Raw genomic sequence first — 24,768 nt, forward strand, 5'->3', positions numbered from 1 at the left:
TAAAGAGGGCTCGACTACTGATCAAGCTTTGATCCGTGAAAATTCGCATGTTTAACTCTGGATAAATTCGTATTATCCGGAGTTATCTTATGTCTGCCAATAAAGATCTTTTGACCGTTGGGCTTGCCCAGATCACGCCTATCTGGCTCAATCGCGAAGCTACCCTCGAAAAAATCATCGACTACATAAATCAAGCTGCAGATCAAGGCTGTGATCTCGTTGGTTTCGGCGAAGCTTTGGCACCCGGCTACCCCTTTTGGCTCGATCGTACCGATGGCGCCCGTTTTAACAACGACATTCAAAAGGAAATCCACGCCAAGTATCTGGACGAGGGTGTCTGCATTGAACGCGGTGATCTTGCATCTGTTTGTGAAACCGCAAAAACACGTGAGATTGCTGTCTATGTCGGCATCATGGAACGCCCCCTTGATCGGGCAGGGCACAGCCTCTATTGCACCCTTGTTTATATCGACAAGCAGGGTCAAGTCGGTTCCGTTCATCGCAAACTAATGCCAACCTACGAGGAACGGCTGGCCTGGGCGCCCGGCGATGGTCACGGTCTGCGAACACACCCGCTAGGGGAGTTCACAGTGGGTGGCCTGAACTGCTGGGAAAACTGGATGCCATTGGCCCGCGCGTCGCTCTATGCACAAGGGGAAGATCTTCACTTTGCCTGCTGGCCCGGCGGAGATCACAATACCCATGATTTACCTGGTTTTATCGCCAAGGAATCCCGCTCGTATACAATGTTTGTCTGTGGTTTGATGCGTGTGGAAGACATTACAGATGATATCCCACATGCTGATCTTATCAGAGCCGGAGAAAGCACTGGCTTGCTTGCCAATGGCGGTAGCTGCCTGATGGGCCCTGATGGCAAATGGGTGATCGAACCGATTATTGGTGAAGAACGTCTGTCCGTCGCCACCATTGACCATAAAACAGTCCGAAGAGAGCGGCAGAACTTTGATCCCGCAGGGCACTATTCACGGCCGGATGTTACACAGCTCTCTGTCAATAGAGAGCGTCAATCCACAGTTAAATTTACAAGTTAAAGCGTAAGATAATCGCCTTGCATCAGTGCAGAGGTCGGTTTCCCAGACTGATCTCTGTACTTTTACTTCCTTTGGTTTTGTTGACCGGGGCCCGATCAACACTGCGTTCTCGGGGGAAATGAACACAAACATTTGTCCCCACCCCAAGCTCACTATTGATAACAACGCGTCCACCATGCAATTCAATAAGTGATTTCACAATGTGAAGCCCTAACCCGCTACCTTCGTGATTCCGTGTCAAGGCCTCGCTGACTTGATGAAAGGGGTCCATGACCTTGGGTAAATCTTCTTTACTAATACCTATCCCCTTGTCGGCAATTGATAAGCTAATACCGTCTCGTTTATTCCCAGATACAGTGATAACCACATCCCCTTCTTCACGGGAAAATTTGACCGCATTAGAAAGCAGGTTAATCAACACCTGTTTAATCCGACGTGCATCCGCATAGAGATAGGGTAAGTCGCTCGGCAATTCTGTAATCAATGAAATATTATGGCTATCCGCTTTATTCGACAGCATCGCCACCGATGATTCTATTACTGTAGACAGATCCACCTCTGTCTCCACAAGATCCATATCTCCAGACTCAAGTTTCGAAACGTCCAGAAGATCGTTTAAAACCTCAAGCAGGTGAACCCCTGCGTTATTGATATCAAAACAATAATCTTTATATCTTTCCTGTCCAAGGGGGCCGAAGGATTCATTTTTAAGCAGTTCTGAGAAGCCAATAATACAGTTCAGCGGCGTTCGAAGCTCATGGCTCATATTCGCCAAAAATTCATTCTTACTTCGGCTTGCCAGTTGCTCTTTGCTAACAGCACTCCGCAACCGCTCTTCTGTTTTAATACGCGTTTGTAATTCAGTCTGCAGCTCTGCTGTGCGCTGTTTCACCCGATGCTCAAGGCCGAGGTTGGCCTCTTCCAGAGCTTCTGCAACTCTTTTTTGAACGGTAATATCATTATACGTTGTCACAAACCCATCTTGAAGCGGATTTCCACAAACCTCTACAACAGTTCCATCCGTCCGTGTTCGTTCTAAATGATGAGGCTCGAATTTGTACGCCAGTTCCATACGTTCGTGAACCTGTTGATCGATATTGCCTGGCCCATACTCTCCCCTTTCAGCATTATAACGGAAAAGATCGGCCATAGATGTTCCGGGTTTTCCAAGCTCTTCGGGGAAATCCATAAGCTCTAGAAACCGTTTGTTACACAGCACCAGCTTACAATTTCGATCAAAAAGGGATATGCCTTGCGTGATATTCTCGACAACCGTCTTTAACTGACCAGCAATGGCAATCACATCACCAACCAGACAGGACGAAGCATCACTGACCAGAACAGAGGCACCGCCGCTACTCAATTTGTTCATGCGGATTTGTGTTAATTCCAAGCTGGGTTTTTGAAAAACAATGGCCTGCCCAATTCCCATAAAATAAAGCCATTCGTCGAGAATTTCCGCTTCGGCCCCCTTTGCATTAACGCGCACATCACTGCAAATACAACGAAGAAGAATATCGTTTAACGAAGTGCCCCCTTTGACACTATCTTTAGGCACACCCAAAAGTTTTTGAAAGTCATTATCGCTACCGATCAAATTGTGATCATCATCAAAAAAAGCAACGGCTTGTTTTGGTAGGTAAAGCGGACTGGTATAATCCACAGGCGGCCCTGCCTGAGTTACCTTATGTTTCCCCATACTGATGACCCCAAATGCATTAGAAGGCTTGCTTGCCAGCTTTAAGTGTCAAAGATAAAGAATAAACTCTTAAAATTTCGTTGCTCTTCAAAGTGGTGCTTGACCCCAAGCCCAGAAACAGAGTTACATACTCAAAAGAATAACTAATTTTCCGTGTTTCTACCCTTAATAGCAAACACACTCTTCCTTGGCTCAAATCCCACTGACTTAGACAGATTAAAAGGACCCTGCCTCTTAATCCTCAAACATAAAGAGACAAATACTGCTCATGACAACATTAGATCTAGATTTTATTCGTTCCAATTTTCCTGCCTTTAAAGAACCCTCTCTTGATAACTGGTCTTTTTTTGAAAATGCGGGGGGATCTTATGCCTGTCGTCAGGTGATTGAGCGCCTGAACTCATACTATTGCAAAACCAAATTACAGCCCTACCACCCCTTTCCCGCATCAGAGGCTGCTGGACATGAAATGGATCAGGCCCTTATTAAACTCGCCGCCTATCTGAATGTTACAGAAGCTGAGATTGACCTAGGGCCATCGACCAGCCAGAACACCTATGTACTGGCGCAGGCTTTTCGGGCCACCATGCAAGAAGGCGATGAAATCATTGTCACCAATCAGGACCATGAGGCAAACTCTGGCGTTTGGCGAAGATTAGCAGACAGTGGAATTATCGTTCGCGAATGGCGGGTTGATCCAGAAACCGGGTATCTGAATCTTGCTGATTTGGATAATTTATTGAACGACAAAACACGTCTTGTCACTTTTCCTCATTGCTCAAATATCATTGCCCATGTGAACCCTGTTGCTGAAATAACAGCGCGTGCCCACGTCGTTGGGGCAAAAGTTGTCGTTGATGGTGTTTCCTATGCCGGGCACGGTTTCCCCGATGTTTCTGCCCTCGGCGCAGATGTGTATCTCTTTTCGCTCTACAAAACCTTTGGCCCACATCAGGGGTTGATGGTTATCCGCCAAGAAACAAGGGATATTCTGGCTCATCAGGGGCATTTCTTTAACAAAAATCTAGCCCACAAACGATATGTACCTGCTGGTCCAGATCATGCTCAAGTTGCAGCTTCCAACGGCGTTTCAGAGTATTTTGATGCTGTACATGCCCACCACTTTGATCATGAAGCAGATCCCCTTACCCGGGGCAAAAATGTCCATGATCTTTTTCAGGCCCATGAGCAAGACTTGATGGCACCTTTGCTCGAATATATCCGAGGGCGAAATGGTTTACGCCTTTTGGGCCCAGATAACCCCGAAGAAAGAGCACCAACCATTTCCATCATAACCAATCGTAATGGACGATCCGTTGCCGAAGATTTATCCCAACACGGCATTATGGCCGCAGGTGGACATTTCTATTCCTATCGACTTTTCGAGGGAATGAATCTTGATCCTGAAGCAGGCGCCGTTCGCGTTTCTTTCGTTCACTACACAAGCCCTGATGACATCCAAAAGCTACTCAAGGCGTTTGATCAGGTACTATAAGCAGGAACAACACCAGAAGAGTATTCAAACTCAATGAGCCCCTTGCCTGTTATACAACACAGGCAAGGGGCTCTGCTATTTTATCGTACTTTTCTATTTCTTCTGAGTTAACAAAGTTACACAGAAATTTATCATCCACTACCTGTTACGAATAAACCCTTATAAACTGGGCATAAACTTTTGATATAAATCCAGCAAGATAAGCCAAAGTTCAATAGATTTTTCAGGTGTTCCCCCTCAGGTTCTTGTTCATCACGAACACAAACCTAGGAACTAAACATGAAGCAGCTGAAACAAACCATTCTCTTTTCTTCTATCGGAATTTTCACTCTCGCTGGTGTCGCTTTTGCCCATAGCCTCGACGGCACCTATGTCGGAAAGTCCAAGACTGAAATAACGGACCTATTGCAAACTCAGGGATATGAAGTACGGGAAATCGAGGTCGAAGATGAATATCTCGAAGCCTATGCTTTGAAAGACGGCATTCGCTATGAAATTTACGTCGATCCCAACACTGGCAACATCGTTAAAGTAAAAGAAGACGATTAAATTTTTCTAGCTCTATCTCTTACTTCGGAGGGGTGATTAAGCCCCTCCATCATTTTTTATCCTGTTAGAATTGAATATTACCGGAGGCCTTATGCAAAATGTTAAAGTCTGGGATTTATTTATCCGCCTTTTTCATGCCAGTATCGCAATCCTCTTTCTAGCCAACTTCTTAGTTACTGAAGATGGCGGCACGCCCCACCGTTACCTGGGGTATATTCTTCTTGGACTACTAGCTCTCCGTTTTATCTGGGGATTTATTGGCAGTTACCACGCACGCTTTACAAATTTTACCCCAAGCAAGGAAAGTGTAAAAGAACACCTGCGTCGTATCCTGTTTCAGGAAAAAGATATTCATCTTGGTCACAACCCGCTTGGCGCACTTATGGTATTTAATCTGTTGGGATCACTCAGCCTAATCTGTTTAACTGGTATTTTAGCTGAAACAGATATGTTCTGGGGCATGAAGTGGCTCGAAGAAATTCACGAGTTCTTAGCAAATTACGCCATGATCTCTGTAGCCTTTCATCTGTTGGGCGTTGCTTGGGAGACAAAACGATCTAAAATCAATATTATCAAAGCAATGCTTACGGGTAAAAAATCTCTCCCAAGTACTAAAGAGCCAAATGGCACCACGATACAAACATGAGTAAATTTATGAATAACGATCCCCATAAAACATCACAGCCCTTTCATGAAAGAGCAGGAACATTATGGGGTTTGTTAATCATTCAAATTATCTGCACCCTTTTCTTCCTGTCTGATGTTATCGGTGATCTCTTATTTGCTCATGACATTTTTGCTGAATTTGACCACGACATTATTGAATTTCTGGTTGTAATCGCCCTGTCAGTCAGTATTGCCTATACAGCGATACAAATACGCCACATGCTCCAACGGCAACGGCGAATAGAACAGCAAATAAAAATTGCTTCTGGTGCTTTTATATCCATGCTCGATCAATACTTCGGGGAATGGAAATTAACGCCTGCCGAACAAGATGTTGCCTTGTTTCTTATCAAGGGGATGTCATTCACAGATATCGCAAATCTGCGCCAAACACGGGAAGGAACTGTCAAAGCCCAGTGCAATGCCATCTATAACAAAGCAAACGTATCCGGTCGCCCTCAGTTATTAAGTTTTTTTATAGAAGAACTCCTGAGCGAAGAGCTCATTACCCCTAATTAATTTTTCTATCTTCAGCTTCAGAAACGGGTACTTTTCCAAGTGTAATCCGGAAAATCACGATAAACATTATTGGAACAAGGCATAAAGCCACGGCAAACACACCTTGAATCCCCCAGAATGCCCCGCAAAAAATCCACACGAGCACGACATTAAGCAGGAAATACAACGTCGCATCCGAATTAGGATCCAAGAGCTCTTTGAAAAAAGAACCAATAAGCGGCACAGCATAAACGAGCTGGAAAAACTTGGGTTCATCAGATGTCAGCTTGTCAGGTATTGAGGAAGTCAAACTTTGAGCGGTTGTATCAGTCATGCACATTCTCATAGTATTTTAGTCGGGTATAAGATGCAGCTAAAATAGGAATGCGATTAACAAACAACAAAGTGACAGAATGTCACAGGAAATTACTCGGGTATAAAACTCTTAAATCTCTGTATGCATGCGATAGCCGGGCGCATAGGCCAAGCGGACGATTGTTACCGGAATATTGCCGTTCCATGTTGTACGATCAATCACAAAAATGGCTTCCCCTTCGACAGCTTGCAACAGCTCAGCTTCTTGGCTGGTCGCATTCGCGGCAGAAAAGGAAATATCACCCTTTGTTAAAGGCGTATTTTGGACCAGCCATTCGTTTGCATCAATCTCTTGCAAGTTCACATCACGAATAGCCGAAACTTCGGATAAGTTCACCCAACGATCTTCGTAAAGGAAGGGTTGATTATCAGCATAATGCAGGCTGCGAACATGCAACATCTCAACCTTGTCAGACAATCCAAGACGACTTGCCACAGCAACCGAAGGCGGTGTCTCTGACCGTTCAAGAACAGTGTGACGCCACGCCCATCCCCTTTGTTCGACTTCCAACCTTGTGATTGGGATTTCCAATGTTGCTTTCCGAATTGGATTCAATGCCACACGTGTCCCCGCCTTGCGACGACGTTCCAACAATCCCTCATCGGCCAAGGCACGCATCGCCCGGTTAACCGTCGCACGTGCACACCCAAATTCTTCAGCTAAGTCAATTTCATTGGGGATCATGTCGCCCGGCAGCCAGATCCGTTCAATTATCCGGCGCATAACCTCGGCTTTTACACTTTGCCAGCTATTGATCTCTGTTACGGTCAAATCCGGTCCTTTAATGACATCATTGTTTTTTTGTAGCGGGTAACAATTTGATCCCGTTTTATATGGTATCCCTCTTTTACCAGATGACGGCCTGCTGACCAGACATCAGTGATCATTTGGTCATCGCCTGCAAATATATAGCTATCCAAAATGGCATCACCCTCTTTGCCCAACAAATCAACAGCATTCATATCCAGAGCGAAAAGATCCGCACGTTGCCCAACTGCGATGGCACCAGATTCGCGTTGCCCAGCTTGCGATCCACCCGCAACAACTGCATCCATCAAAACACGGCCTGTAGATTTTTCTTTGGTCGCAAAAACCGCCCGCCCCCGATCGCGAAGGCGTTGCGAATATTCCAGCGTCCGTAACTCTTCCGATAGAGAAATGCGAATGTTTGAATCAGAGCCAACACCAAAACGGCCACCAGCATTAACATAGCGAACGCCGTCAAAAATACCGTCCCCCAGACTTGATTCGGTTATCGGACATAAACCAGCAATAGCATTTGTCCGTGCCAGACCTTCGGTTTCGTGTGGTTCCATATGGGTGCAGTGTATCAAGCACCAACGTTCGTCCACAGCATGATTTTCCAGCAACCACTCTACGGGGCGTTTACCCCATGCAGATTGGATCTCTTCGATCTCGGCTGTTTGTTCAGCAATATGCATATGCAAGGGTGCTGCCGGCGCAAGTCCTGTTGCAAAGTGCATCCCTTGCTGGCTAACAGCCCGAAGAGAATGAGGCGCAACACCTAATCTTGTGTCATCCGGTAATGTTTTGAGTTCTATCGCTGCGGCTTCAAAGAGTTTTTGGAATCTATCCGGCGTGTTCCCAAACCTGATTTGTCCCGCCCCCAATGTGCGACCATCACATCCACCGTGTTCGTAGAGAACAGGCAAAAGCGTCAACCCCATTCCCGTTTCTTTTGATGCCGCAATGATTCGATGGGAAAGCTCCCCAATATTGTCATACGCCACGCCACCAGGCTGATGATGTAAGTAATGAAATTCACAGACCGCTGCATAGCCCGCTTCCAGCATTTCCATCTGCATATAGGCTGTAATCGCCTCGATATCATCAGGGCTTAAGTGACCCAAAAAGCGATACATAAGCTTTCGCCAAGTCCAGAAACTGTCTTTAGGATCTGGACCCTTGGTTTCCGTCATCCCAGCCATCGCGCGCTGAAAAGCATGGCTGTGAAGATTAGTTGGCGATGGTAAAAGTGCACCAAGTTTATCCGCCTGCATACGAACAGAAGATTCAGCGACACCGGTTTCAACCGAAGAAATCCGTCCGTCATCACCAATTACAACATGCACATCCCGCTGCCATCCGCTTTGCGTAAGTGCTTGTTCTGCCCACAGATGTCTCACTTCCCTGCTCCTCGCCATCGCTTGACAAAATATTATGTGCAGACATAATACAAATAAAGATAGACCTTATCAAGCGACGAAAAGAGAGTTTCATGCCTTTCACCTCTACTTTCGAGAGATCGATGCCTCCGGTAAGCGTCACAAGCGGGAATAGTCCGGTTGTGCTGGGCATGCCCCATACGGGGACCTGGCTTCCTGAAGAAATTTTAACTAGGTTAAATGCTAACGGAAAAAATCTTGCCGATACGGATTGGCATATTGACCAGCTTTACGCCGATCTTCTGCCAGATGTAACAATCGTCAAAGCAAACTTTCATCGCTATGCCATTGATGCCAACCGCGATCCTTCCGGTGTCAGCCTATATCCCGGACAGAACACAACAGGCCTATGTCCTTTGACCGATTTTGACAACCAACCCATTTACCAAGACGGTTGCGCGCCGGATGAAGCTGAAATTGAAAAACGCCGTCTAGACTTCCACGCCCCCTATCATGCGGCCCTACAAGCAGAGCTTGAACGCGTTCGCAACATTCATGGCACAGCCATTCTCTATGATTGCCACTCTATCAGGTCCACCATTCCGTTTCTCTTTGACGGACTGTTACCTGATTTCAACATCGGCACAAACAACGGAGAGACTTGTAACAAGCTAATTGAAGATAGCGTCGGGAACATCTGCAAAAATGCCTCTGAATACAGTACGGTTCTTAACGCACGCTTCAAAGGCGGCTGGACAACCCGCCACTATGGGCAGCCTCATAACAATATCCACGCGATCCAAATGGAACTCGCCCAACGAACACACCTAAGAGAAGAAAACCTGCCCTTTGATTATGACAAGAAAAAAGCTGCGGTCCTGCGTCCCTACCTGAAAGATATTTTAAAAACAATCTCGAAATTGGTTGAAGCAAAGCAACTAGCATCTCTAGGATAAGATCTGTAATCACAAAGTATTGCAGCCTAACACAACTGAACGTTTAATAGGAATTCGAGCTGCATACACGCCAGTATACAGCCCGACATTTTTTAATTATAGTTGATACTGCCAACTCGACTGATGATAACGATAGTTATCTCTCTCTCGAGCAACATGCCCAAGGCCTGGAAACTCAAGGTGGCTCCCAAGAACGGCTACTCTGTCAGCGCTCACCCAATCAAGCATTCTACGGCGGGTTTGTTCAGCTTGTTGCATATCAATATCAAACGCGATGCTCCATTCAGGATGCTGGAATTGCAACGCGGTGAAGTGAACAACATCCCCCCAAATCAACACCTCCTGATTCTCTGAACGTAAAACAAACCCGGTATGTCCGGGCGTATGTCCGGGCAACGCCACAGCCTCAATGCCCGGTAAAACTTCGCCATCTTTATCAATAAGCGTCAGGCGTTTCGAATAAGGTGCAGACATTGCTTTTGCATTTGCAGAATTGGTTTTCAGGAAGTCAGATGCTTGAGACATGTAGCTGTCGTCATGCCAAAAATCCCAATCTTTTTTATGCACAATCAATTCAGCATTAGGAAAGTGCGCTTTTCCTTCTTTTGACGTAATGCCAGAGATATGATCCACATGCATATGGGTTAAGAGAATAGCATCGACCGATTCAGGTGCGATACCCGCAGCTTTCAGATTATCTGTAAACTGTCCAAGCGTTGGCCCCATATTGTCTGCGGTACCTGAATCAATCAGGATGATTTTCTCCCCCGTATTCACCACAAAAGAATTAATTGGAACCCGAATTTTATCAACTGGCGGAGTCCGGAACTGATCTTTGTATAGCTGTTTTGCCACCTCGGGATCGTAATTGGGGATCAGATCCGCTCCAGCGTCAATATAACCATCAAGCAGAGCCGTTATTTCAAATTTACCAACAGAAAAACGATACGCTCCTGTCGTTTGCACACCTGCTTTCGGGGCCGCGGCAAAACCCGGCATCGGCACAGACAGTGATGCCATTGAAGCAACAAGTCCCGCCCCCCCGGTTAAGAGTGAGCTTCTGAGTAGATCGCGTCTTGAAAGTGTCATATCCAAATTTCCCGATATCACTGTTATCCAAATCAATACCGCTTAATATCAGTATAATTTTCTGGATCGGGAGAGGCTTTATGCCTATACCTTATATAAGCACTGCTTATACTGAAGGATAACCATGGATCGACTGCAGCTCTTTCAAACCTTTATAACCTCTATCGACAAGGGCTCATTATCAGGGGCAGCCAAGGTACTCAACATTAGCCAACCAGCAGTTAGCCAACAGATTACTTTACTGGAAAGTATTCTTCAGAAAGAACTGCTGTTCAGAACATCACGGGGCGTAAAACCTACTGAAGCCGGGCTGGTCGTTTACAACAGTGCGGATAATATCCTCAGCCAAGTAAACAAGCTCCATGAAGAGCTGAAAAATCTGGACGAAAGCCTCACCGGACCGCTTCGGATTACAGCACCTTTGGCAATCGGACAAAGCCTTGTCGCCCCGATCGTTTTTGAACTTCAAAGTCAGTATCCCGAACTCAATATATCCCTGAAACTCAGTGATCAACTTGCGGATTTAGTGAAGGATCGAATTGATCTGGCGGTCCGTGTAGGATCGCTCGGAAAATCCGATGCTCTAGCCCGCAAGATCGGAGACTTACAACTAATGCTCGTCGCAACACCTGACTTTCTGGATCGTTACGGACGCCCTCAAACCCCTCAAGATCTCGCCGAAATACCCATGATTCAGTACCGTGATGAAAAAAAAGTAACCAAGCAAATCGTCAAAAAAGACAAACAAGAATATCTCGCAGAAGTACAATCAAACTATACCTTTGATAATCCCGATGTCATCCTCAACGCCCTGACTAGAGGAATCGGTTACACAAAGCTTCCTTACCTGCTGATAAAAGAGCAGCTGGCAGAAGGTAAGTTAGAGCGAGTATTGCCAGCATACACTGTTCCATCCAAACCTATTTATCTGCTCTACCCTTCGCGGCAATCTTTGACCAGACGGACCGAAGTATTTATCGACCGCATGCTCTCAACGATTATTAATCTGGATGGGATTACCCCAGCGCGGGGCGGAAAATGGCGTATGGACAGCGACCAACCAGCCGAAAAACTGTTAGATGTTATCTAGGCAAAGAAATTAATTAAAAAATTGATCAGAAAAAACAAAACCCATTGCTTTAGGCAATGGGTTTTGATGGTGGAGCCAAGGAGGATCGAACTCCTGACCTCTTCGCTGCCAGCGAAGCGCTCTCCCAGCTGAGCTATGGCCCCAATTTATCCGCCGCAAAACAGCTGATGCGGCGGAAAATATGCCGTCTTTTCCTCCTTGGCAAGAAAAAATTTTCCTAGCGAAAAGAAAAGCTCTGTTCCTGTCAGAATCTTATCGACTTAGTCGTCGCTGATACCGCCAGCGCCGGCGCTTACACCCTGAAGATCTTCATCATCATCCGGGTCAAGATCATCACCGTCATCAATGTGAAGCAATTCTTCCTCATCCGGGAAGTCCACAACATTATCAGATGTATCCAGATCAACATCCTGCGCTTCATTCGCGTCTTCAGCCTCTGCCTTAGCGGTTTGCTTCGGCTGGCTTGATTTGGCGCTCAAATCCAATTCAGTCCCACATTTGGGACACACGATTGGCGATTTCAGAAAATCGTAAAATTTTGCCTTACAGCTTAGACAGCTACGTTTGCTACCCCATTCCGGCTTACTCACAGCCAGATCCTCCAACTAAAATTTTGTAACAACCACACAATGGTTTTCGAAAAAACTGCAAATGCCATGATCACCACAGACTGTCAACAAAGGGTGAATGACAATTTAAATACTGTGAAAAAAAATTCACTCTTCGAACCTTTATTACACCAAAGCATCATCTTTATACGTATCAAGCTCTGGTAAAAAGCTACTTTCCTCTATAAAAGAGACCCGAAACAATCCTTTAGGATCTGAACACGCGAAAAAGATTTGTGACGGGATAATTGGAACAAATTTTTATCACACAGCAGATTCGCCAAATGCCAAACAATGGCGAATCTGGAATGCGAAATACGGAATACACTCATGACCAGCGAAAACTCTCTGTCTTCAACCCCAGGCTCTTCCCTCAAAGGCACCGTTAAAGTTCCCGGCGACAAATCTATTTCGCACAGATCTTTAATGTTTGGGGCACTTGCCATTGGAAAAACCAACGTTTTTGGCATGCTTGAAGGCGAAGATGTGCTGGCGACCGCCAAAGCCATGCGTGCTTTAGGTGCCAATGTAGAGCGCGACGATCAAGGCGTATGGCATATTGAAGGACGTGGAATCGGTGGCCTTTGCGAACCCGAAGATGTGTTGGACATGGGAAATTCAGGTACATCTGCACGATTGCTGATGGGTATTCTTGGTAGCCATCCAATCACAACTTTCATGACCGGGGATGCGTCGCTCAGAAAACGTCCAATGGGGCGGGTTGCCAATCCCCTTGCTGAAATGGGCACACAGGTTAGTTGCCGTTCCGGACAACGACTTCCCCTGATGGTAAAGGGTGCTGAAACACCGATGCCAATCCGTTACAAATTGCCTATGGCATCAGCTCAGGTAAAATCTTGTATCTTGTTGGCCGGACTAAATACTCCCGGCGAAACAACCGTCATCGAAACAGAACACACCCGGGACCATACGGAACTTATGCTCCGTCACTTTGGCGCGGAAGTACGCGTGACCCAAACGGACGAAGGCAGAGAAACGACTATTGTAGGGCAACCAGAACTTAAAGCAGCCGATGTACACGTCCCTTCGGACCCGTCTTCAGCAGCATTTCCAACCGTTGCCGCCCTGATCAACGAAGGGTCTGAGCTGCACCTACCCGGTATCGGCATGAATCCGCATCGCAATGGAATTTACATCACCTTGAAAGAAATGGGTGCTGACATTACGCTGGAAAACGAACGCACTGAGGCAGGTGAACCTGTCGCAGATCTCATTGTTCGCGCCAGTAAACTCAAAGGCATCACCGTACCCGCAGAACGTGCGCCGTCTATGATTGATGAATATCCGATTCTCGCGATTGCCGCTTCTTTTGCCGAAGGGAAAACCATCATGGAAGGGCTTGGTGAACTCCGGGTCAAAGAAAGTGATCGCCTATCTGCCGTTGCCAATGGCCTTAAGGCCTGTGGTATTGTCTGCGAAGAAGGCGACGACTATCTGATTGTCGAAGGATCACCCGCAGGCGTTCAAGGTGGCGGCACCATAACAACACACTTTGATCATCGTATTGCCATGAGCTTTCTCGTTATGGGGATGGCGGCAAAAGAATCTGTAAAAGTTCTTGATGCTGATGCAATTGATACCAGCTTCCCAGACTTTGCCAAACTCATGAACGGTCTAGGCGCAAAAATCGGTTAGTTTTAATAAACCGCAAGACAAAAACCCAACTCACGGTTGGATTAAAAGGAAAAGACTTTGCCTGTTATCGCTATTGATGGTCCTGTTGCATCTGGCAAGGGAACACTGGCGCGTCGTCTCGCCGCCGCAATGAATTTTGCTTATCTGGATACTGGCTCTCTCTACAGAGCGGTAGCATCCCTCATTCTTGAACGCGGAAGCGACCCTAACGACTCCGTCGTTGCTGCAAAGGTTGCGGATGGCTTTACCGCGGACGATATCAATCGACATGATCTTCGTGATGAAAAAGTTGGCCAAGCAGCTTCAATCGTTGCGGCCAATCAGGAAGTACGGAAATCTCTGTTGGAGTTTCAACGTAATTTTGCAAAAACACCGCCAAACAATCACTTAGGCGTTGTTCTGGACGGACGAGATATCGGAACTGTCGTTTGCCCGGACGCAGAAATCAAACTCTTTATCTCTGCAACGCCGGAAGTCCGTGCCAAGCGCAGACATAAAGAGTTGCTTGATCGCGGCGATGCGTCTATATACGCCCGCGTACTGGAAGATTTACGTGAACGTGATGAACGGGACCGTAATCGTGACACAGCTCCCTTACGGGCAGCAGAAGATGCGGTCACTTTGGATACCAGCGATATGGATGCCAATAAGGCTTTTGAAGCAGCAAAGTCACTCGTAAACGAGCGCCTTTCACTTTAGAGCAAAGGTATCTTTATCAGGTACCTCGTGTTTCTCTCAGTATAATTTTACTAGCCCGGGATGGTCCTGGGTAGACCGCCGGAAAAACCGGCCGGCCTGTATAGTGCGAACCTTTTGAAAGGAATATTAACCCATGGCTGAAGCAGCTGTTGAAAGCTTTGCCGACCTACTAGACGAATCCCTCGGTCAATCCGATCGTCTGGAAGGTAATGTACTTAAAGGCATGATCGTTGCCATCGAAGGCGACGTTGCCCTTGTTGATGTAGGCCTCAAATCTGAGGGCCGAGTTGCACTTAAAGAATTTGCTGACGCTGGTCAGGCTCCCGAAGTTAAAGTCGGGGATGAGGTAGAAGTTTACCTCGAGCGCATGGAAAGCAAAAACGGGGACGTTATGATCTCCCGTGATAAAGCGAAGCGTGAAGAAGCCTGGACACAGCTTGAAAAATCCTTTGGCGACAATGAGCGCGTTAACGGCGTTATCTTTGGTCGTGTTAAAGGTGGCTTCACAGTTGACCTTTCCGGCGCCGTGGCATTCTTGCCAGGCAGCCAGGTTGACATCCGCCCAGTTCGTGACGTTTCCCCATTGATGGGCAATGCACAGCCATTCCAGATCCTAAAAATGGATCGCGCACGTGGTAACATCGTTGTTTCCCGTCGCGCTGTTCTGGAAGAAACACGTGCAGAACAACGTTCAGAGCTTATCCAGAACCTTAATGAAGGTCAGGTTCTTCAGGGTGTTGTTAAAAACATCACTGATTACGGTGCCTTCGTTGATCTTGGTGGCGTTGACGGTCTGTTGCACGTTACTGACATTTCATGGAAACGTATCAACCACCCAAGTGAAAAACTGACTATCGGCCAACAGGTTGATGTTCAGGTTATCCGTTTCAACGCTGAAACTCAGCGTATCAGCCTTGGCATGAAACAGCTTGAGACAGATCCTTGGGATGGCGTTGCTGCTAAATACCCAATGGGTGCGAAACTTGAAGGTCGCGTGACCAACATCACTGACTACGGTGCCTTTGTTGAACTAGAAGCTGGTATCGAAGGTCTTGTTCACGTTTCTGAAATGTCTTGGACCAAGAAAAACATCCACCCTGGAAAAATCGTTTCTACGAGCCAGGAAGTTGCTGTTATGGTACTTGATGTTGACGAATCAAAACGTCGTATCAGCCTTGGTCTGAAACAATGTTCTTCCAACCCATGGGAGTCATTCCAGGCAAACCACCCTGCTGAATCCGAGCTTGAAGGCGAAATCAAAAACATCACCGAATTCGGTCTGTTTGTTGGTCTTCCAGGCGAAATCGACGGCATGGTTCACCTTTCAGATCTGAACTGGGAACTTTCCGGTGACGAAGCTGTAAAAGAATACAACAAAGGTGACATGGTTAAGGTTAAAGTTCTCGACGTTGACGTTGACAAAGAACGTATCAGCCTTGGCATCAAACAGCTCAGCTCTGATCCTTTCGCAGGTTCAGTAGAAGGTCTGAAAAAAGGTGTTGTTGTTACCTGTACTATTACAGCCGTTACAGATGGTGCTCTTGAAGTTCAAATCGCTGATGGTGCTACTGGCACAATCCGCAAAACTGAACTTTCTCGTGAGCGTAGTGAACAGCGCACAGATCGTTTCGCAGTTGGCGAAAAAATCGACGCACGTATCACAAACATCGATTCTAAATCACGCAAAATTGCTCTGTCCATCAAACAGCACGAAGCTGCTGAAGAGAAACAGGCAATGGCTGATTACGGTTCAACAGACTCTGGCGCTAGCCTCGGCGATATTCTCGGTGAAGCTCTTTCCAAAGCTGCGGAAGACAAAAAATAAGCTGAAATTTTCAGCTCGAAAAAAGGCCCGGTGTTCACTCACCGGGCCTTTTTTGCATTAAAATCACTTTTATATAGGGGAAATGCTTTATTCTTAATGACTTAGACTTGACGGATTTTTCAGGCTCTGGCACCCTTTACCAGAACAGGACTAAAATTACGGCAATAAAAGCTTAGAGTCAGAATTAGACGCCGGATAATCCGAGGTGTAAGAGACGGGTATTCGATCTACTTCGGTAACAGCTACAGGGAGACGTAAGGCATGACCAAGTCAGAGCTCATTCAGCATATCGCAGAGCAAAACCCACACCTCTATCACCGGGACGTAGAAAGAATTGTCACAACCATCTTTGACGAAATTTCTACCGCACTCGCAGACGGCAATCGGGTCGAACTTCGCGGTTTCGGAGCTTTTTCCGTCAAGCATCGCGATGCCCGTGTTGGCCGCAATCCACGCACAGGCGAATCCGTCGAAGTAGATTCCAAGCACATTCCATTTTTCAAAACGGGTAAACAGCTACGCGAACGCCTAAACAATGGCGTAGATAGCTAACAAATACCCCAAACATGGTTCGAAATAAGTGAAACGATTTAGTTGGGTACTCACAGCCCCTATAACACTGGCTATTCTCCTCTTGGCAGTTAACAACCGTCAGGATGTTACATTGGAAATATGGCCTTTCGGGCTCCAGTTTGATTACCCGCTTTATCTCATCATTCTTATCTCCGTTGGTCTCGGTATTCTTGCGGGTGCCGTTATCGCATGGCTATCCAGCGCCGCGACCCGAAGACGTGCAAAAGCAGCTGAATGGAAAGTGTTAGACTTGCAACGAGATCTCTCTTTTGAGCGCGCAGAACTTAAAAAGTTACAAGAAAAAGAACAGGCTAACTCACTTCCTGTATAACAGTTTACTTAGAGTGAAACCGAACACACCCTCTTCACCCCCTTATCAATAGAAGCAATTCAACGATTCACAGAACATCTGTTAGCTTTGCCCTTGTTGAGTATGATTGATCTTGAAACGCTGCCGATAACGCCCAGCACTTAGCCCTGAAATAGATTTGAACAGGCGGTTGAAGGCCGACACATCTTGATAACCCACATACCAACAAACTTCACTTATCGTTAGTTTCGTTAGCTCAAGTAACCCCTTAGCCTTTTCTATTCGAAGCTCTTGAACATATTGATTAACAGAGTATCCGGCACTGTTCGAAAACCTGCGCTGTAGTGAGCGAATAGAAAGTCCGGCCCGACCAGCCAACGCCGTTACCGAGAGATCTTCGCTTATATTACTTTCCATCCAGAGCTGCAAAGCACGAACAGCCTGATCCTTGTGTGCCATATTCGGGCAAAAAGAACGATAGTTTCGCTGCTCTCGACCTGTCGGATCAATTAACATCTGGCGACAGATATGCGAGACTACCGTTGGACCACACCAGCGCCCGATCAAGTGAATCCCGAGGTCCACCCAAGCCATAACGCCTCCAGCAGTTACAATATCATTATCATCAACCAGAATGTGTTCAGGACGAAGCAACACCCTTGGGAAAATAGACTTAAAGTCAGCCTCAAGAGCCCAATGCGTTGTCGCAGGTCGATCATCTAAAATCCCCGCATATCCCAACCAATAACTTCCCGCACATGCAGAACAAATGATTGCGCCAAAAGAGTGTTGTCTTTGGATCCAGCTGTGCAAATCTTGATCATCAGATCCTCTCGCACCCGTCAGATTCGGTGGAAGTATGACAACATCAATACATTGAGTGTTATCTAAAGAGGAGGATGTTTGTACCTGGTGAGTAATCTTTAGCTCGACATCATCACCCATCAACTGATTAGCCAGTTCGAACATCTCGCCCAAACCAAACAGGGCAGATTGTTGAACACCTTTGTACGCAATAATTACAATATTTGGCATGATTCGCACATTATTTGTCATATCCGCCAATCGTAAAGACACGCCTACCCCCTGTAAAGATAAGGGCATATAAAGCCCTTTACTGAAATGAGATTAAAATGAATAAATCGGCTCTGCTCCTTATTGACATCCAAAACGACTATTTCCCCAGCTTCAGCGGAAGTAAAATGCCCCTGCCAGCTATGGACAAAGCAATCGTAAACGCAAACAAATTACTTATGGCAGCACGCGATAGCAACACCCCCATCATCCATGTCAAACATGTCATGACATCAGATACGGCCCCTTTTTTTCGCCCTAGGACGCTTGGCGCTGAACTTCATGAAAGCGTACGCCCCATCACAGGCGAAGCCATTATTGAAAAAACGAAACCAAACAGCTTCTTAAATACAGGTTTAGAAGATTATATAAGGAACCGGAAAATTGAGCACCTAACAATATGCGGAGCTATGAGCCAAATGTGCATAGATGCAACTGTCCGCGCTGCTGTTGACCTGGGATTTAAAGTAACCGTGGCATGTGATGCCTGCGCCGCGGCAAATATTGAACATAATAGCATCTCTGTGCCCTTTGACATGGTTCATGCATCTATCATGGCACCTTTGTCTTCCAGTTACGCTGACGTCTGGCCTACGTCAGATTGCCTGCCTTAACGACAGAGACACCAAAGACCGTGATACTGAAAAGAATGAACAACTCTTTTCAGTATCACGAAAGCCAAAGTATTCGTCAAAAGAACGACATATAATATTTTCCAAACTCTCTACGCGTTAAGGCTGGTTCTCTCCGCATTCACATTGTATAAAATATTCGAACTATCGCTTTAATCCGAGGTCATTCCGTGCAGAACATCACAGCTGAACAAGTTACACAAAGCCTAGACTACCCTTCTCTTGTCGAAGCCCTAAGAGACGCTTTCCAAAGCAACATAACGGTTCCCATGCGTCACCATCATGATATGGAACAGCCCAATGGCAAAAGAGAATCCACCCTTCTGCTCATGCCTGCTTGGGAATCCGGAAAATCTGTCGGCGTGAAACTTGTTACTGTAAGCCCTGAAAATGGTGAGAAGAACTTACCTGCTATTCAAGGCATTTACATCCTGTTTGATGGTGATACTGGCACTCCCAAAGCGCTCATAGAAGCCAAAACCCTCACCGCGCGTCGCACGGCCGCAGCTTCTGCATTGGCAACGTCCTATCTAGCCCGACCAGACAGCACAAAACTCACCATGGTTGGGACTGGAGTACTTGCCCCAAATCTTATTCAGGCACATGCGGCTGTACGGCCCATAAAAGATGTCACAATCTGGGGACGTGATCTGAAAAAGGCCGAAGACCTCGCAAAAGAAATCAACAGTCTAGGGTTCACGGCTCATGCTGAAGAGAACTTGGAAAAAGCCGTATCTTCGGCTGACATCATTTCAAGTGCAACCCTAAGTAAAACACCCCTGATTTCAGGCAGCTGGCTAAAACCAGGCCAACATATTGATTTGGTCGGCGCCTATCGTCCGGATATGCGTGAAGCAGATGATGAGGTCATCAAACGAAGTAGCATATTTGTCGATACCTTTGCTGGCGCAACAAAAGAAGGCGGCGACATTGTGATCCCCCTACAAAGCGGTATTCTGAGCAGAGAAGATATCAAAGCAGACCTCTTTGACCTTACCCAAGGCAAACATAACGGTCGGCGTTCTGCAGAAGAAATCACTTACTTCAAATCTGTTGGTCACGCACTGGAAGATCTAGCCGCAGCACAGCTTGTAGATAAGCGTATTAACGGCCTTTGAATATGGCATCAGCCAAGATCTATCAGTACTCATTACGATAAATACAGGGGTGACCGACAGGATCACCTCTGTTAGGTATGGGTTCCGATTAACAACCTTTACTGGAGATCGGAACATGACCCCGAAAGAACGTATCTTTGTTGCCATTGACACCCCGGATATCAATAAAGCAACAGAGATGGCAAAAGCACTCTCTGGTGAAGTCGGCGGTAACAAATTCGGCAAAGAGTTATTCTCCGCTCAAGGGCCAAATGCCATCAGAGGTGCCGTTGGTGGGAACCTCTTTTTGTCGACCCGAAGTTTCAAGATATCCTCAATACAGCAGCCGATTCAATTAGCGTAGAGCCTCACACATTAATATTAAGTACCTTAGCTGTTGCAAAAAATAGGCAAAATTCTGCTCTGAGCGTGAAGTCATTAATACTGTATTGCTTTACCAGAACAAATATGATTTTTCTTTCCGATGCTTAACGCTCTTATTCTCTCTATTGTCATTGTAACTGGTGCTCTCCTCATCTGGCCTCGCTTAGCTAATTTACAGGTTTGGCGCGCGACGATTACACCGCTAGCATCTATCATCGGGAGCGGCTTTCTGATTCTCGGTCCTATCCTCGACGTCAGCTACGGCGGATATGCTCCGCTTGTTATGGTCGGCTTGTGCGCAGTTGCTTACCTATTCGGAAGTGTTATCAGATTTAACATTGCGGACATTGCAACGCAAACGCCCCCTACCAAATTATTGGTGAGGCTTGAAACTATAGCTTCCAGTGTTCTGGCTTTCGCTTTCATCATATCTGTTGCTTATTACCTCAACTTGTTTGGCGCTTTTGGCGTAAGCCTGACTGAGCTCAACGACCAATTTCACGCTAACCTTCTGACCACTGCAGTGTTCGCTTTAATCTTGTTCACCGGTATGACCCGTGGCTACTCGGCACTTGAACGGATGGAACAAGTGTCTGTCGGCCTGAAACTAGCCATTATTGCAGGGCTCATATTCGGCCTTGCTGTCCATTTCGGAGAGGTTACCGGTCAGCACGCCTTGCAGTTCAGCACACCACAAGTCTCGGGATGGGCGGCATTTACATTAATGGCCGGATTGATTGTGACAGTTCAGGGGTTTGAGACATCGCGCTACCTCGGCGCAACTTATGATGCGCACTTACGTATACGTTCTATGAAGTTAGCACAGTGGATATCTACCGTAATCTACTGTATTTATATTGTTCTTTTGACCTACGCGTTTGAATTCCCCTTCTTATCTTTGGATGAAACGGCAATTATTGAGTTGATGCAGGTTGTCGCGCCAATCTTGCCGCTGCTTTTGGTTTTTGCTGCTCTAAGCGCACAGTTCAGTGCGGCGATTGCGGATACGAGCGGGTCTGGTGGACTATTTGCCGAAGCTACCAACGGCCTTGTACCTGAAAAGCTAGCTTATGCTCTACTGGTCGGGGTCGGAGTGTTTTTAACGTGGACAGCTAATGTTTTTGAAATCATCAGCTATGCATCACGGGCCTTTGCCCTGTATTATGCCATACAGGCCAGTATCGCTGCGATCCGTGCGAGGTATAAGGGGCAATCCCTACAAATGACAGGCTTTACGTTCATGGCCTTCTTGGGCGGAACCGCGGCGTTCGTAGGAACGTCGGTTGAGTGAAGAATAAAACGTTCAAAGACAAATTATCAACAACCGCCTTGCCCACAACGTAACCTGTGACGCTTTGGCAAAGCACTGAAATAAAACATAATTATTTTGAATATATATTACTATCAACGCTCTGAACCAAAGGTTTTGGCCTTAGTTTTATAAGCGCTAATTACGCAAAACCATATCGAATTAGCTTCTTCTTCTATTTATAACTCTCTTACAAGAAATAAGAGGTGACCAATGCTATTACCTCTGTTAGGTATGGGTTCCGATTAACAACCTTTACTGGAGATCGGAACATGACCCCGAAAGAACGTATCTTTGTTGCCATTGACACCCCTGATATCAATAAAGCAACAGAGCTGGCAAAAGCACTCTCTGGTGAAGTCGGCGGCATCAAAATCGGCAAAGAGTTATTCACCGCTCAAGGGCCAAATGCCGTCAGAGGAGCCGTTGGTGGCGAACCTCTTTTTGTCGACCTGAAATTTCACGACATTCCCAATACTGTTGCCGGTGCGATCCGGTCTTCCCTGCACATGCGGCCCTTTATGGTGAATGTTCACGCCTCAGGTGGCAAAGCGATGATGCAAGCTGCAGCAGAAGCAGCACGCGAAACATCCGAAGATCTTGGCATTCCGCGCCCGATCGTATTGGCGGTTACGGTTCTCACAAGTATGGATGATACCGATTTGTCAGATGTCGGCCAACAAGGCCCGGCAGCGGAACAGGTCAAACGCCTTGCCCTGCTCGCAAAAAAAAGTGGTCTTGACGGCGTCGTCTGCTCATCACAAGAGATTAAATTGCTGCGAGAAGTCTGTGGCCCTGATTTTAAGCTTGTCGTTCCCGGCATACGTCCTACATGGGCAAGTGCAGGCGATCAAAAACGGATCATGACACCGAGCGACGCCATTGAAGCTGGTGCGGATTACCTCGTCATTGGTCGTCCGATCACTGACGCAGAAGACCCCGTTGCAGCCGCCCGCAGAATCGTTGAAGAACTAAACTGAATTAGAAGGCCGGAAACAAAGCCGGGAAAGACAGCATGGTATCCCAGATTCCTCCAGAACAAGCCGTTCATGACATTCCGGTTAAAACCGTTAGCGGCCTTGCCATCAAAACGGTTATGGGGAATTTACCCGCGCTGGTACAAATGGCTTTGTTTCCGTTCTTGCTATCCGCACTTATTTCAGCCCTGTCTATTCCATCTTTGGGGAATGCCCTATCAAGTTGGATACTAAGTATACTCGCCTATGTTCCACACACACTATTTGCTGTTGCCTGGCATCGTCGTACACTAATGAACTTACAAGCGCCTGAATCCACTTCAATCACAAGCTGGAACAGAGTTCATTGGCAATTTCTTCTGAAAATAATAATCCTGCTCGCCATCTTTTATGGCATGAGTATGATTGGCAGCTTGCCCGTATTGACCATTGGCGCTGCAATTCCATCCCTTGTCCCATTATTATTTTTGGGACTAATGATCGCTATGATTTATGTGGTTGCAAGATTGTCATTCATTCTACCCGCCACTGCTGTCGGCGAAAAATACACCCTTAACGACAGCTGGAAGCACACGAACAATCAAGGTTGGCGCATTGTTGCAGCATTCCTGATACTGACGATCCCCTTTGGCATACTCATGCTTTTAATTGCTATGTTCGCTTTCGGAAGCTTCTTTACTGGTATGCCAACAACCCCGGAAGAAGCCGCTAATTTTAATATCTTGAGTTTTGTCCAAAGTAACGGGCCTGCTTTTTTCTTTTTACAACTCATCATTCTTTTTGTGACTTATCTGCCAACTGCCGCTGTGATCTCAATGCTTTCTATCGTCTTCAAAGGCTGTACAGGCTGGGTGCCTGAACAACCCGAAGAAACGATAGATGGCTAAGGGAGCCACAAGCAAAATAAATTGGCATTTTACTTCGAGTGTATTTACCTCAAATAAATACACTTTGCCATTGCCACACTCCTTATACGTTGAATATTATCCCCCTTCTTCTACTAGACATCTAGCTAAAGAGTAATTTAAGGGGGATATAAAGTGACAACTCAGACAGAAGTAGATCAAACAGATAACTCTATCGCCATTGGAGAGGGAATCAGCACGGCCTTTTCATTACTGTTTTCAAATCTGGCGACAGCATTCAAACTAGCGATTATGCCAGTGATTTCAATTCTGATAATCGCTGTCGTGCTTTTTTTCTTTGTAGTTCAATTAATATTAGATATTCAGGCTAACCCGTCACCGGATTTACCTGTAATGTATTCAATAGTAACAATTGGAATCGCAGTTCTCGTAACATTAATTCCCATACAATATTTTACCGCATGGATCCGTTTTCTAAATACAGGAAATGCATCTATTTCTGAAACATTCGTGTTTAACCTTAAAAAAAGGCATTTTGTTATTTTTGGCAAAAGCTTTCTACTCTACATTGTAATGAATATTGCAATCGCTATTGCCGTAGGTTTAATTACATTCGCGTTTTCTGCATCAGAAATGCTATCAGCCATAGCATTAATTATAGCAATTTTTCTAATTTTCGTCGTTGCCCTAAGACTATCCTATGTCTTTCCAGCGGCTGCACTGGACCAACCCTATAGCTTTTTTAAAAGCTGGACAGATACCAAAGGACAATGGCTTTCACTACTTGTGTCGTTTATTATCCTATCGATTCTTTTTGTGATAATGCAGATTGCTCTGATTTTTGTAATCGGGGTATTTTTCACTATTTTTGGTGGAGCTTCATCCCTTCTTATCGGAGGAGCTTCTGACCTTTCACAATCATTAGCAGGCCTAATGTCGATATCCACTCTACTTCTTGTTATCCCAGCTTATTTTATCATATTGATCATAAGCATGATCTCATACATTCCATTTATTAACCTGCATTACTATTGCTTCAAAAAAAATGCAGGATGGATCGACGATAACAAACTTGTTGATCGTTTCTCCTAAAGCTTTTGCTTTCCTGCCCGGATGTTATAAATATTTGGGCAGGAACAAAACTGAATGAGACAGGCCGTAC

Annotated in this window: 26 protein-coding genes and 1 tRNA gene; 19 read left to right on the top strand and 8 right to left on the bottom strand. The window is 46.1% G+C overall.

Annotated features, from left to right (window positions below; all coding sequences use genetic code 11):
- Positions 1-89 precede the first annotated feature (89 nt).
- Positions 90-1,052, top strand: coding sequence for a carbon-nitrogen hydrolase family protein (locus ACN0QW_RS09875; protein ID WP_417431055.1), 963 nt, complete (start codon positions 90-92; stop codon positions 1,050-1,052).
- A gap of 22 nt (positions 1,053-1,074) precedes the next feature.
- Here the strand turns inward: ACN0QW_RS09875 and ACN0QW_RS09880 are convergent, their stop codons facing one another.
- Positions 1,075-2,751, bottom strand: a complete 1,677-nt coding sequence (locus tag ACN0QW_RS09880) for a PAS-domain containing protein (protein ID WP_417431057.1) — start codon at positions 2,749-2,751, stop codon at positions 1,075-1,077.
- A 268-nt stretch (positions 2,752-3,019) separates the two neighbouring features.
- Here ACN0QW_RS09880 and ACN0QW_RS09885 point away from each other — a divergent pair, with 268 nt between their 5' ends.
- From ACN0QW_RS09885 to ACN0QW_RS09900, 4 genes are all read left to right on the top strand, one after another.
- A complete protein-coding gene (locus tag ACN0QW_RS09885; protein ID WP_417431059.1) occupies positions 3,020-4,246 on the top strand; it encodes an aminotransferase class V-fold PLP-dependent enzyme in 1,227 nt (408 codons plus the stop codon).
- Between the two features lie 279 nt (positions 4,247-4,525).
- Entirely contained in the window at positions 4,526-4,795 is a 270-nt protein-coding gene (locus ACN0QW_RS09890) for a PepSY domain-containing protein (RefSeq protein ID WP_299371764.1), read from the top strand.
- Positions 4,796-4,886: 91 nt separating this feature from the next.
- A complete protein-coding gene (locus tag ACN0QW_RS09895; protein ID WP_417431061.1) occupies positions 4,887-5,441 on the top strand; it encodes a cytochrome b/b6 domain-containing protein in 555 nt (184 codons plus the stop codon).
- An 8-nt stretch (positions 5,442-5,449) separates the two neighbouring features.
- Positions 5,450-5,980, top strand: coding sequence for a helix-turn-helix transcriptional regulator (locus tag ACN0QW_RS09900; protein ID WP_299371770.1), 531 nt, complete (start codon positions 5,450-5,452; stop codon positions 5,978-5,980).
- Here the strand turns inward: ACN0QW_RS09900 and ACN0QW_RS09905 are convergent.
- The 3 genes from ACN0QW_RS09905 to ACN0QW_RS09915 all read right to left on the bottom strand — a co-directional run bounded on the left by ACN0QW_RS09905 (position 5,973) and on the right by ACN0QW_RS09915 (position 8,482).
- A complete protein-coding gene (locus ACN0QW_RS09905; protein WP_417431063.1) occupies positions 5,973-6,293 on the bottom strand; it encodes a hypothetical protein in 321 nt (106 codons plus the stop codon). The genes ACN0QW_RS09900 and ACN0QW_RS09905 overlap by 8 nt on opposite strands.
- Before the next feature lie 111 nt (positions 6,294-6,404).
- Positions 6,405-7,106 carry a GntR family transcriptional regulator gene (locus ACN0QW_RS09910; protein WP_417431065.1) on the bottom strand — a complete coding sequence of 234 codons (702 nt, stop codon included), beginning with the start codon at positions 7,104-7,106 and terminating at the stop codon, positions 6,405-6,407.
- Positions 7,103-8,482: a formimidoylglutamate deiminase gene (locus ACN0QW_RS09915; protein ID WP_417431067.1), complete on the bottom strand. Its 1,380-nt coding sequence runs from the start codon at positions 8,480-8,482 to the stop codon at positions 7,103-7,105. Before ACN0QW_RS09915 ends, ACN0QW_RS09910 begins: the two co-directional genes overlap by 4 nt.
- A 92-nt stretch (positions 8,483-8,574) precedes the next feature.
- Here ACN0QW_RS09915 and hutG point away from each other — a divergent pair, with 92 nt between their 5' ends.
- Complete coding sequence (hutG, locus tag ACN0QW_RS09920) at positions 8,575-9,417, top strand: N-formylglutamate deformylase (protein WP_417431069.1); 843 nt, start codon at positions 8,575-8,577, stop codon at positions 9,415-9,417.
- A 96-nt stretch (positions 9,418-9,513) separates the two neighbouring features.
- On the opposite strand, the gene ACN0QW_RS09925 is transcribed toward hutG, so the two are convergent.
- Positions 9,514-10,506: an MBL fold metallo-hydrolase gene (locus ACN0QW_RS09925; protein ID WP_417431071.1), complete on the bottom strand. Its 993-nt coding sequence runs from the start codon at positions 10,504-10,506 to the stop codon at positions 9,514-9,516.
- Between the two features lie 124 nt (positions 10,507-10,630).
- On the opposite strand from ACN0QW_RS09925, the gene ACN0QW_RS09930 reads away from it, so the two are divergent.
- Entirely contained in the window at positions 10,631-11,596 is a 966-nt protein-coding gene (locus ACN0QW_RS09930; protein ID WP_417431073.1) for a LysR substrate-binding domain-containing protein, read from the top strand.
- Positions 11,597-11,663: 67 nt separating this feature from the next.
- On the opposite strand, the gene ACN0QW_RS09935 is transcribed toward ACN0QW_RS09930, so the two are convergent.
- Together ACN0QW_RS09935 and ACN0QW_RS09940 are read right to left on the bottom strand one after the other, a co-directional pair.
- Positions 11,664-11,739: transfer RNA gene (locus ACN0QW_RS09935), tRNA-Ala, on the bottom strand.
- A 117-nt stretch (positions 11,740-11,856) separates the two neighbouring features.
- The gene (locus ACN0QW_RS09940; protein WP_299378628.1) at positions 11,857-12,186 is read right to left on the bottom strand and encodes an FYDLN acid domain-containing protein; all 330 of its coding nucleotides are present in this window, start codon (positions 12,184-12,186) and stop codon (positions 11,857-11,859) included.
- Positions 12,187-12,534: 348 nt separating this feature from the next.
- Between ACN0QW_RS09940 and aroA the strand changes: the two genes are divergently transcribed.
- The 5 genes from aroA to ACN0QW_RS09965 all read left to right on the top strand — a co-directional run bounded on the left by aroA (position 12,535) and on the right by ACN0QW_RS09965 (position 17,288).
- Positions 12,535-13,860, top strand: coding sequence for a 3-phosphoshikimate 1-carboxyvinyltransferase (gene aroA / locus ACN0QW_RS09945; protein WP_417431075.1), 1,326 nt, complete (start codon positions 12,535-12,537; stop codon positions 13,858-13,860).
- Between the two features lie 57 nt (positions 13,861-13,917).
- Positions 13,918-14,559, top strand: a complete 642-nt coding sequence (gene cmk / locus ACN0QW_RS09950) for a (d)CMP kinase (protein WP_417431077.1) — start codon at positions 13,918-13,920, stop codon at positions 14,557-14,559.
- Between the two features lie 133 nt (positions 14,560-14,692).
- Entirely contained in the window at positions 14,693-16,384 is a 1,692-nt protein-coding gene (gene rpsA / locus ACN0QW_RS09955; RefSeq protein WP_299377008.1) for a 30S ribosomal protein S1, read from the top strand.
- Between the two features lie 261 nt (positions 16,385-16,645).
- Entirely contained in the window at positions 16,646-16,936 is a 291-nt protein-coding gene (gene ihfB / locus ACN0QW_RS09960) for an integration host factor subunit beta (RefSeq protein ID WP_299377011.1), read from the top strand.
- 28 nt (positions 16,937-16,964) lie between these two features.
- The gene (locus ACN0QW_RS09965) at positions 16,965-17,288 is read left to right on the top strand and encodes a lipopolysaccharide assembly protein LapA domain-containing protein (protein WP_417431080.1); all 324 of its coding nucleotides are present in this window, start codon (positions 16,965-16,967) and stop codon (positions 17,286-17,288) included.
- A gap of 81 nt (positions 17,289-17,369) precedes the next feature.
- Here ACN0QW_RS09965 and ACN0QW_RS09970 read toward each other — a convergent pair whose 3' ends face one another.
- Positions 17,370-18,344, bottom strand: a complete 975-nt coding sequence (locus ACN0QW_RS09970; protein WP_417431082.1) for a GlxA family transcriptional regulator — start codon at positions 18,342-18,344, stop codon at positions 17,370-17,372.
- 56 nt (positions 18,345-18,400) lie between these two features.
- Between ACN0QW_RS09970 and ACN0QW_RS09975 the strand changes: the two genes are divergently transcribed.
- The 7 genes from ACN0QW_RS09975 to ACN0QW_RS10005 all read left to right on the top strand — a co-directional run bounded on the left by ACN0QW_RS09975 (position 18,401) and on the right by ACN0QW_RS10005 (position 24,698).
- On the top strand, positions 18,401-18,955 hold the full coding sequence (locus ACN0QW_RS09975; protein WP_417431084.1) for a cysteine hydrolase family protein: 555 nt from the start codon (positions 18,401-18,403) through the stop codon (positions 18,953-18,955).
- Positions 18,956-19,143: 188 nt separating this feature from the next.
- Positions 19,144-20,091, top strand: a complete 948-nt coding sequence (locus ACN0QW_RS09980) for an ornithine cyclodeaminase family protein (protein WP_417431086.1) — start codon at positions 19,144-19,146, stop codon at positions 20,089-20,091.
- Positions 20,092-20,206: 115 nt separating this feature from the next.
- Positions 20,207-20,434: a hypothetical protein gene (locus ACN0QW_RS09985; protein WP_417431088.1), complete on the top strand. Its 228-nt coding sequence runs from the start codon at positions 20,207-20,209 to the stop codon at positions 20,432-20,434.
- A 120-nt stretch (positions 20,435-20,554) separates the two neighbouring features.
- A complete protein-coding gene (locus tag ACN0QW_RS09990) occupies positions 20,555-21,745 on the top strand; it encodes a hypothetical protein (RefSeq protein WP_417431090.1) in 1,191 nt (396 codons plus the stop codon).
- Positions 21,746-22,035: 290 nt separating this feature from the next.
- Positions 22,036-22,743: an orotidine-5'-phosphate decarboxylase gene (gene pyrF / locus ACN0QW_RS09995; protein WP_417431092.1), complete on the top strand. Its 708-nt coding sequence runs from the start codon at positions 22,036-22,038 to the stop codon at positions 22,741-22,743.
- 35 nt (positions 22,744-22,778) lie between these two features.
- On the top strand, positions 22,779-23,627 hold the full coding sequence (locus tag ACN0QW_RS10000; RefSeq protein WP_417431094.1) for a hypothetical protein: 849 nt from the start codon (positions 22,779-22,781) through the stop codon (positions 23,625-23,627).
- A gap of 153 nt (positions 23,628-23,780) precedes the next feature.
- Complete coding sequence (locus tag ACN0QW_RS10005) at positions 23,781-24,698, top strand: hypothetical protein (RefSeq protein ID WP_417431096.1); 918 nt, start codon at positions 23,781-23,783, stop codon at positions 24,696-24,698.
- The last annotated feature ends 70 nt before the right edge of the window (positions 24,699-24,768 follow it).

The organism is Kiloniella sp. (assembly GCF_048259265.1).
Lineage (GTDB): Bacteria > Pseudomonadota > Alphaproteobacteria > Kiloniellales > Kiloniellaceae > Kiloniella.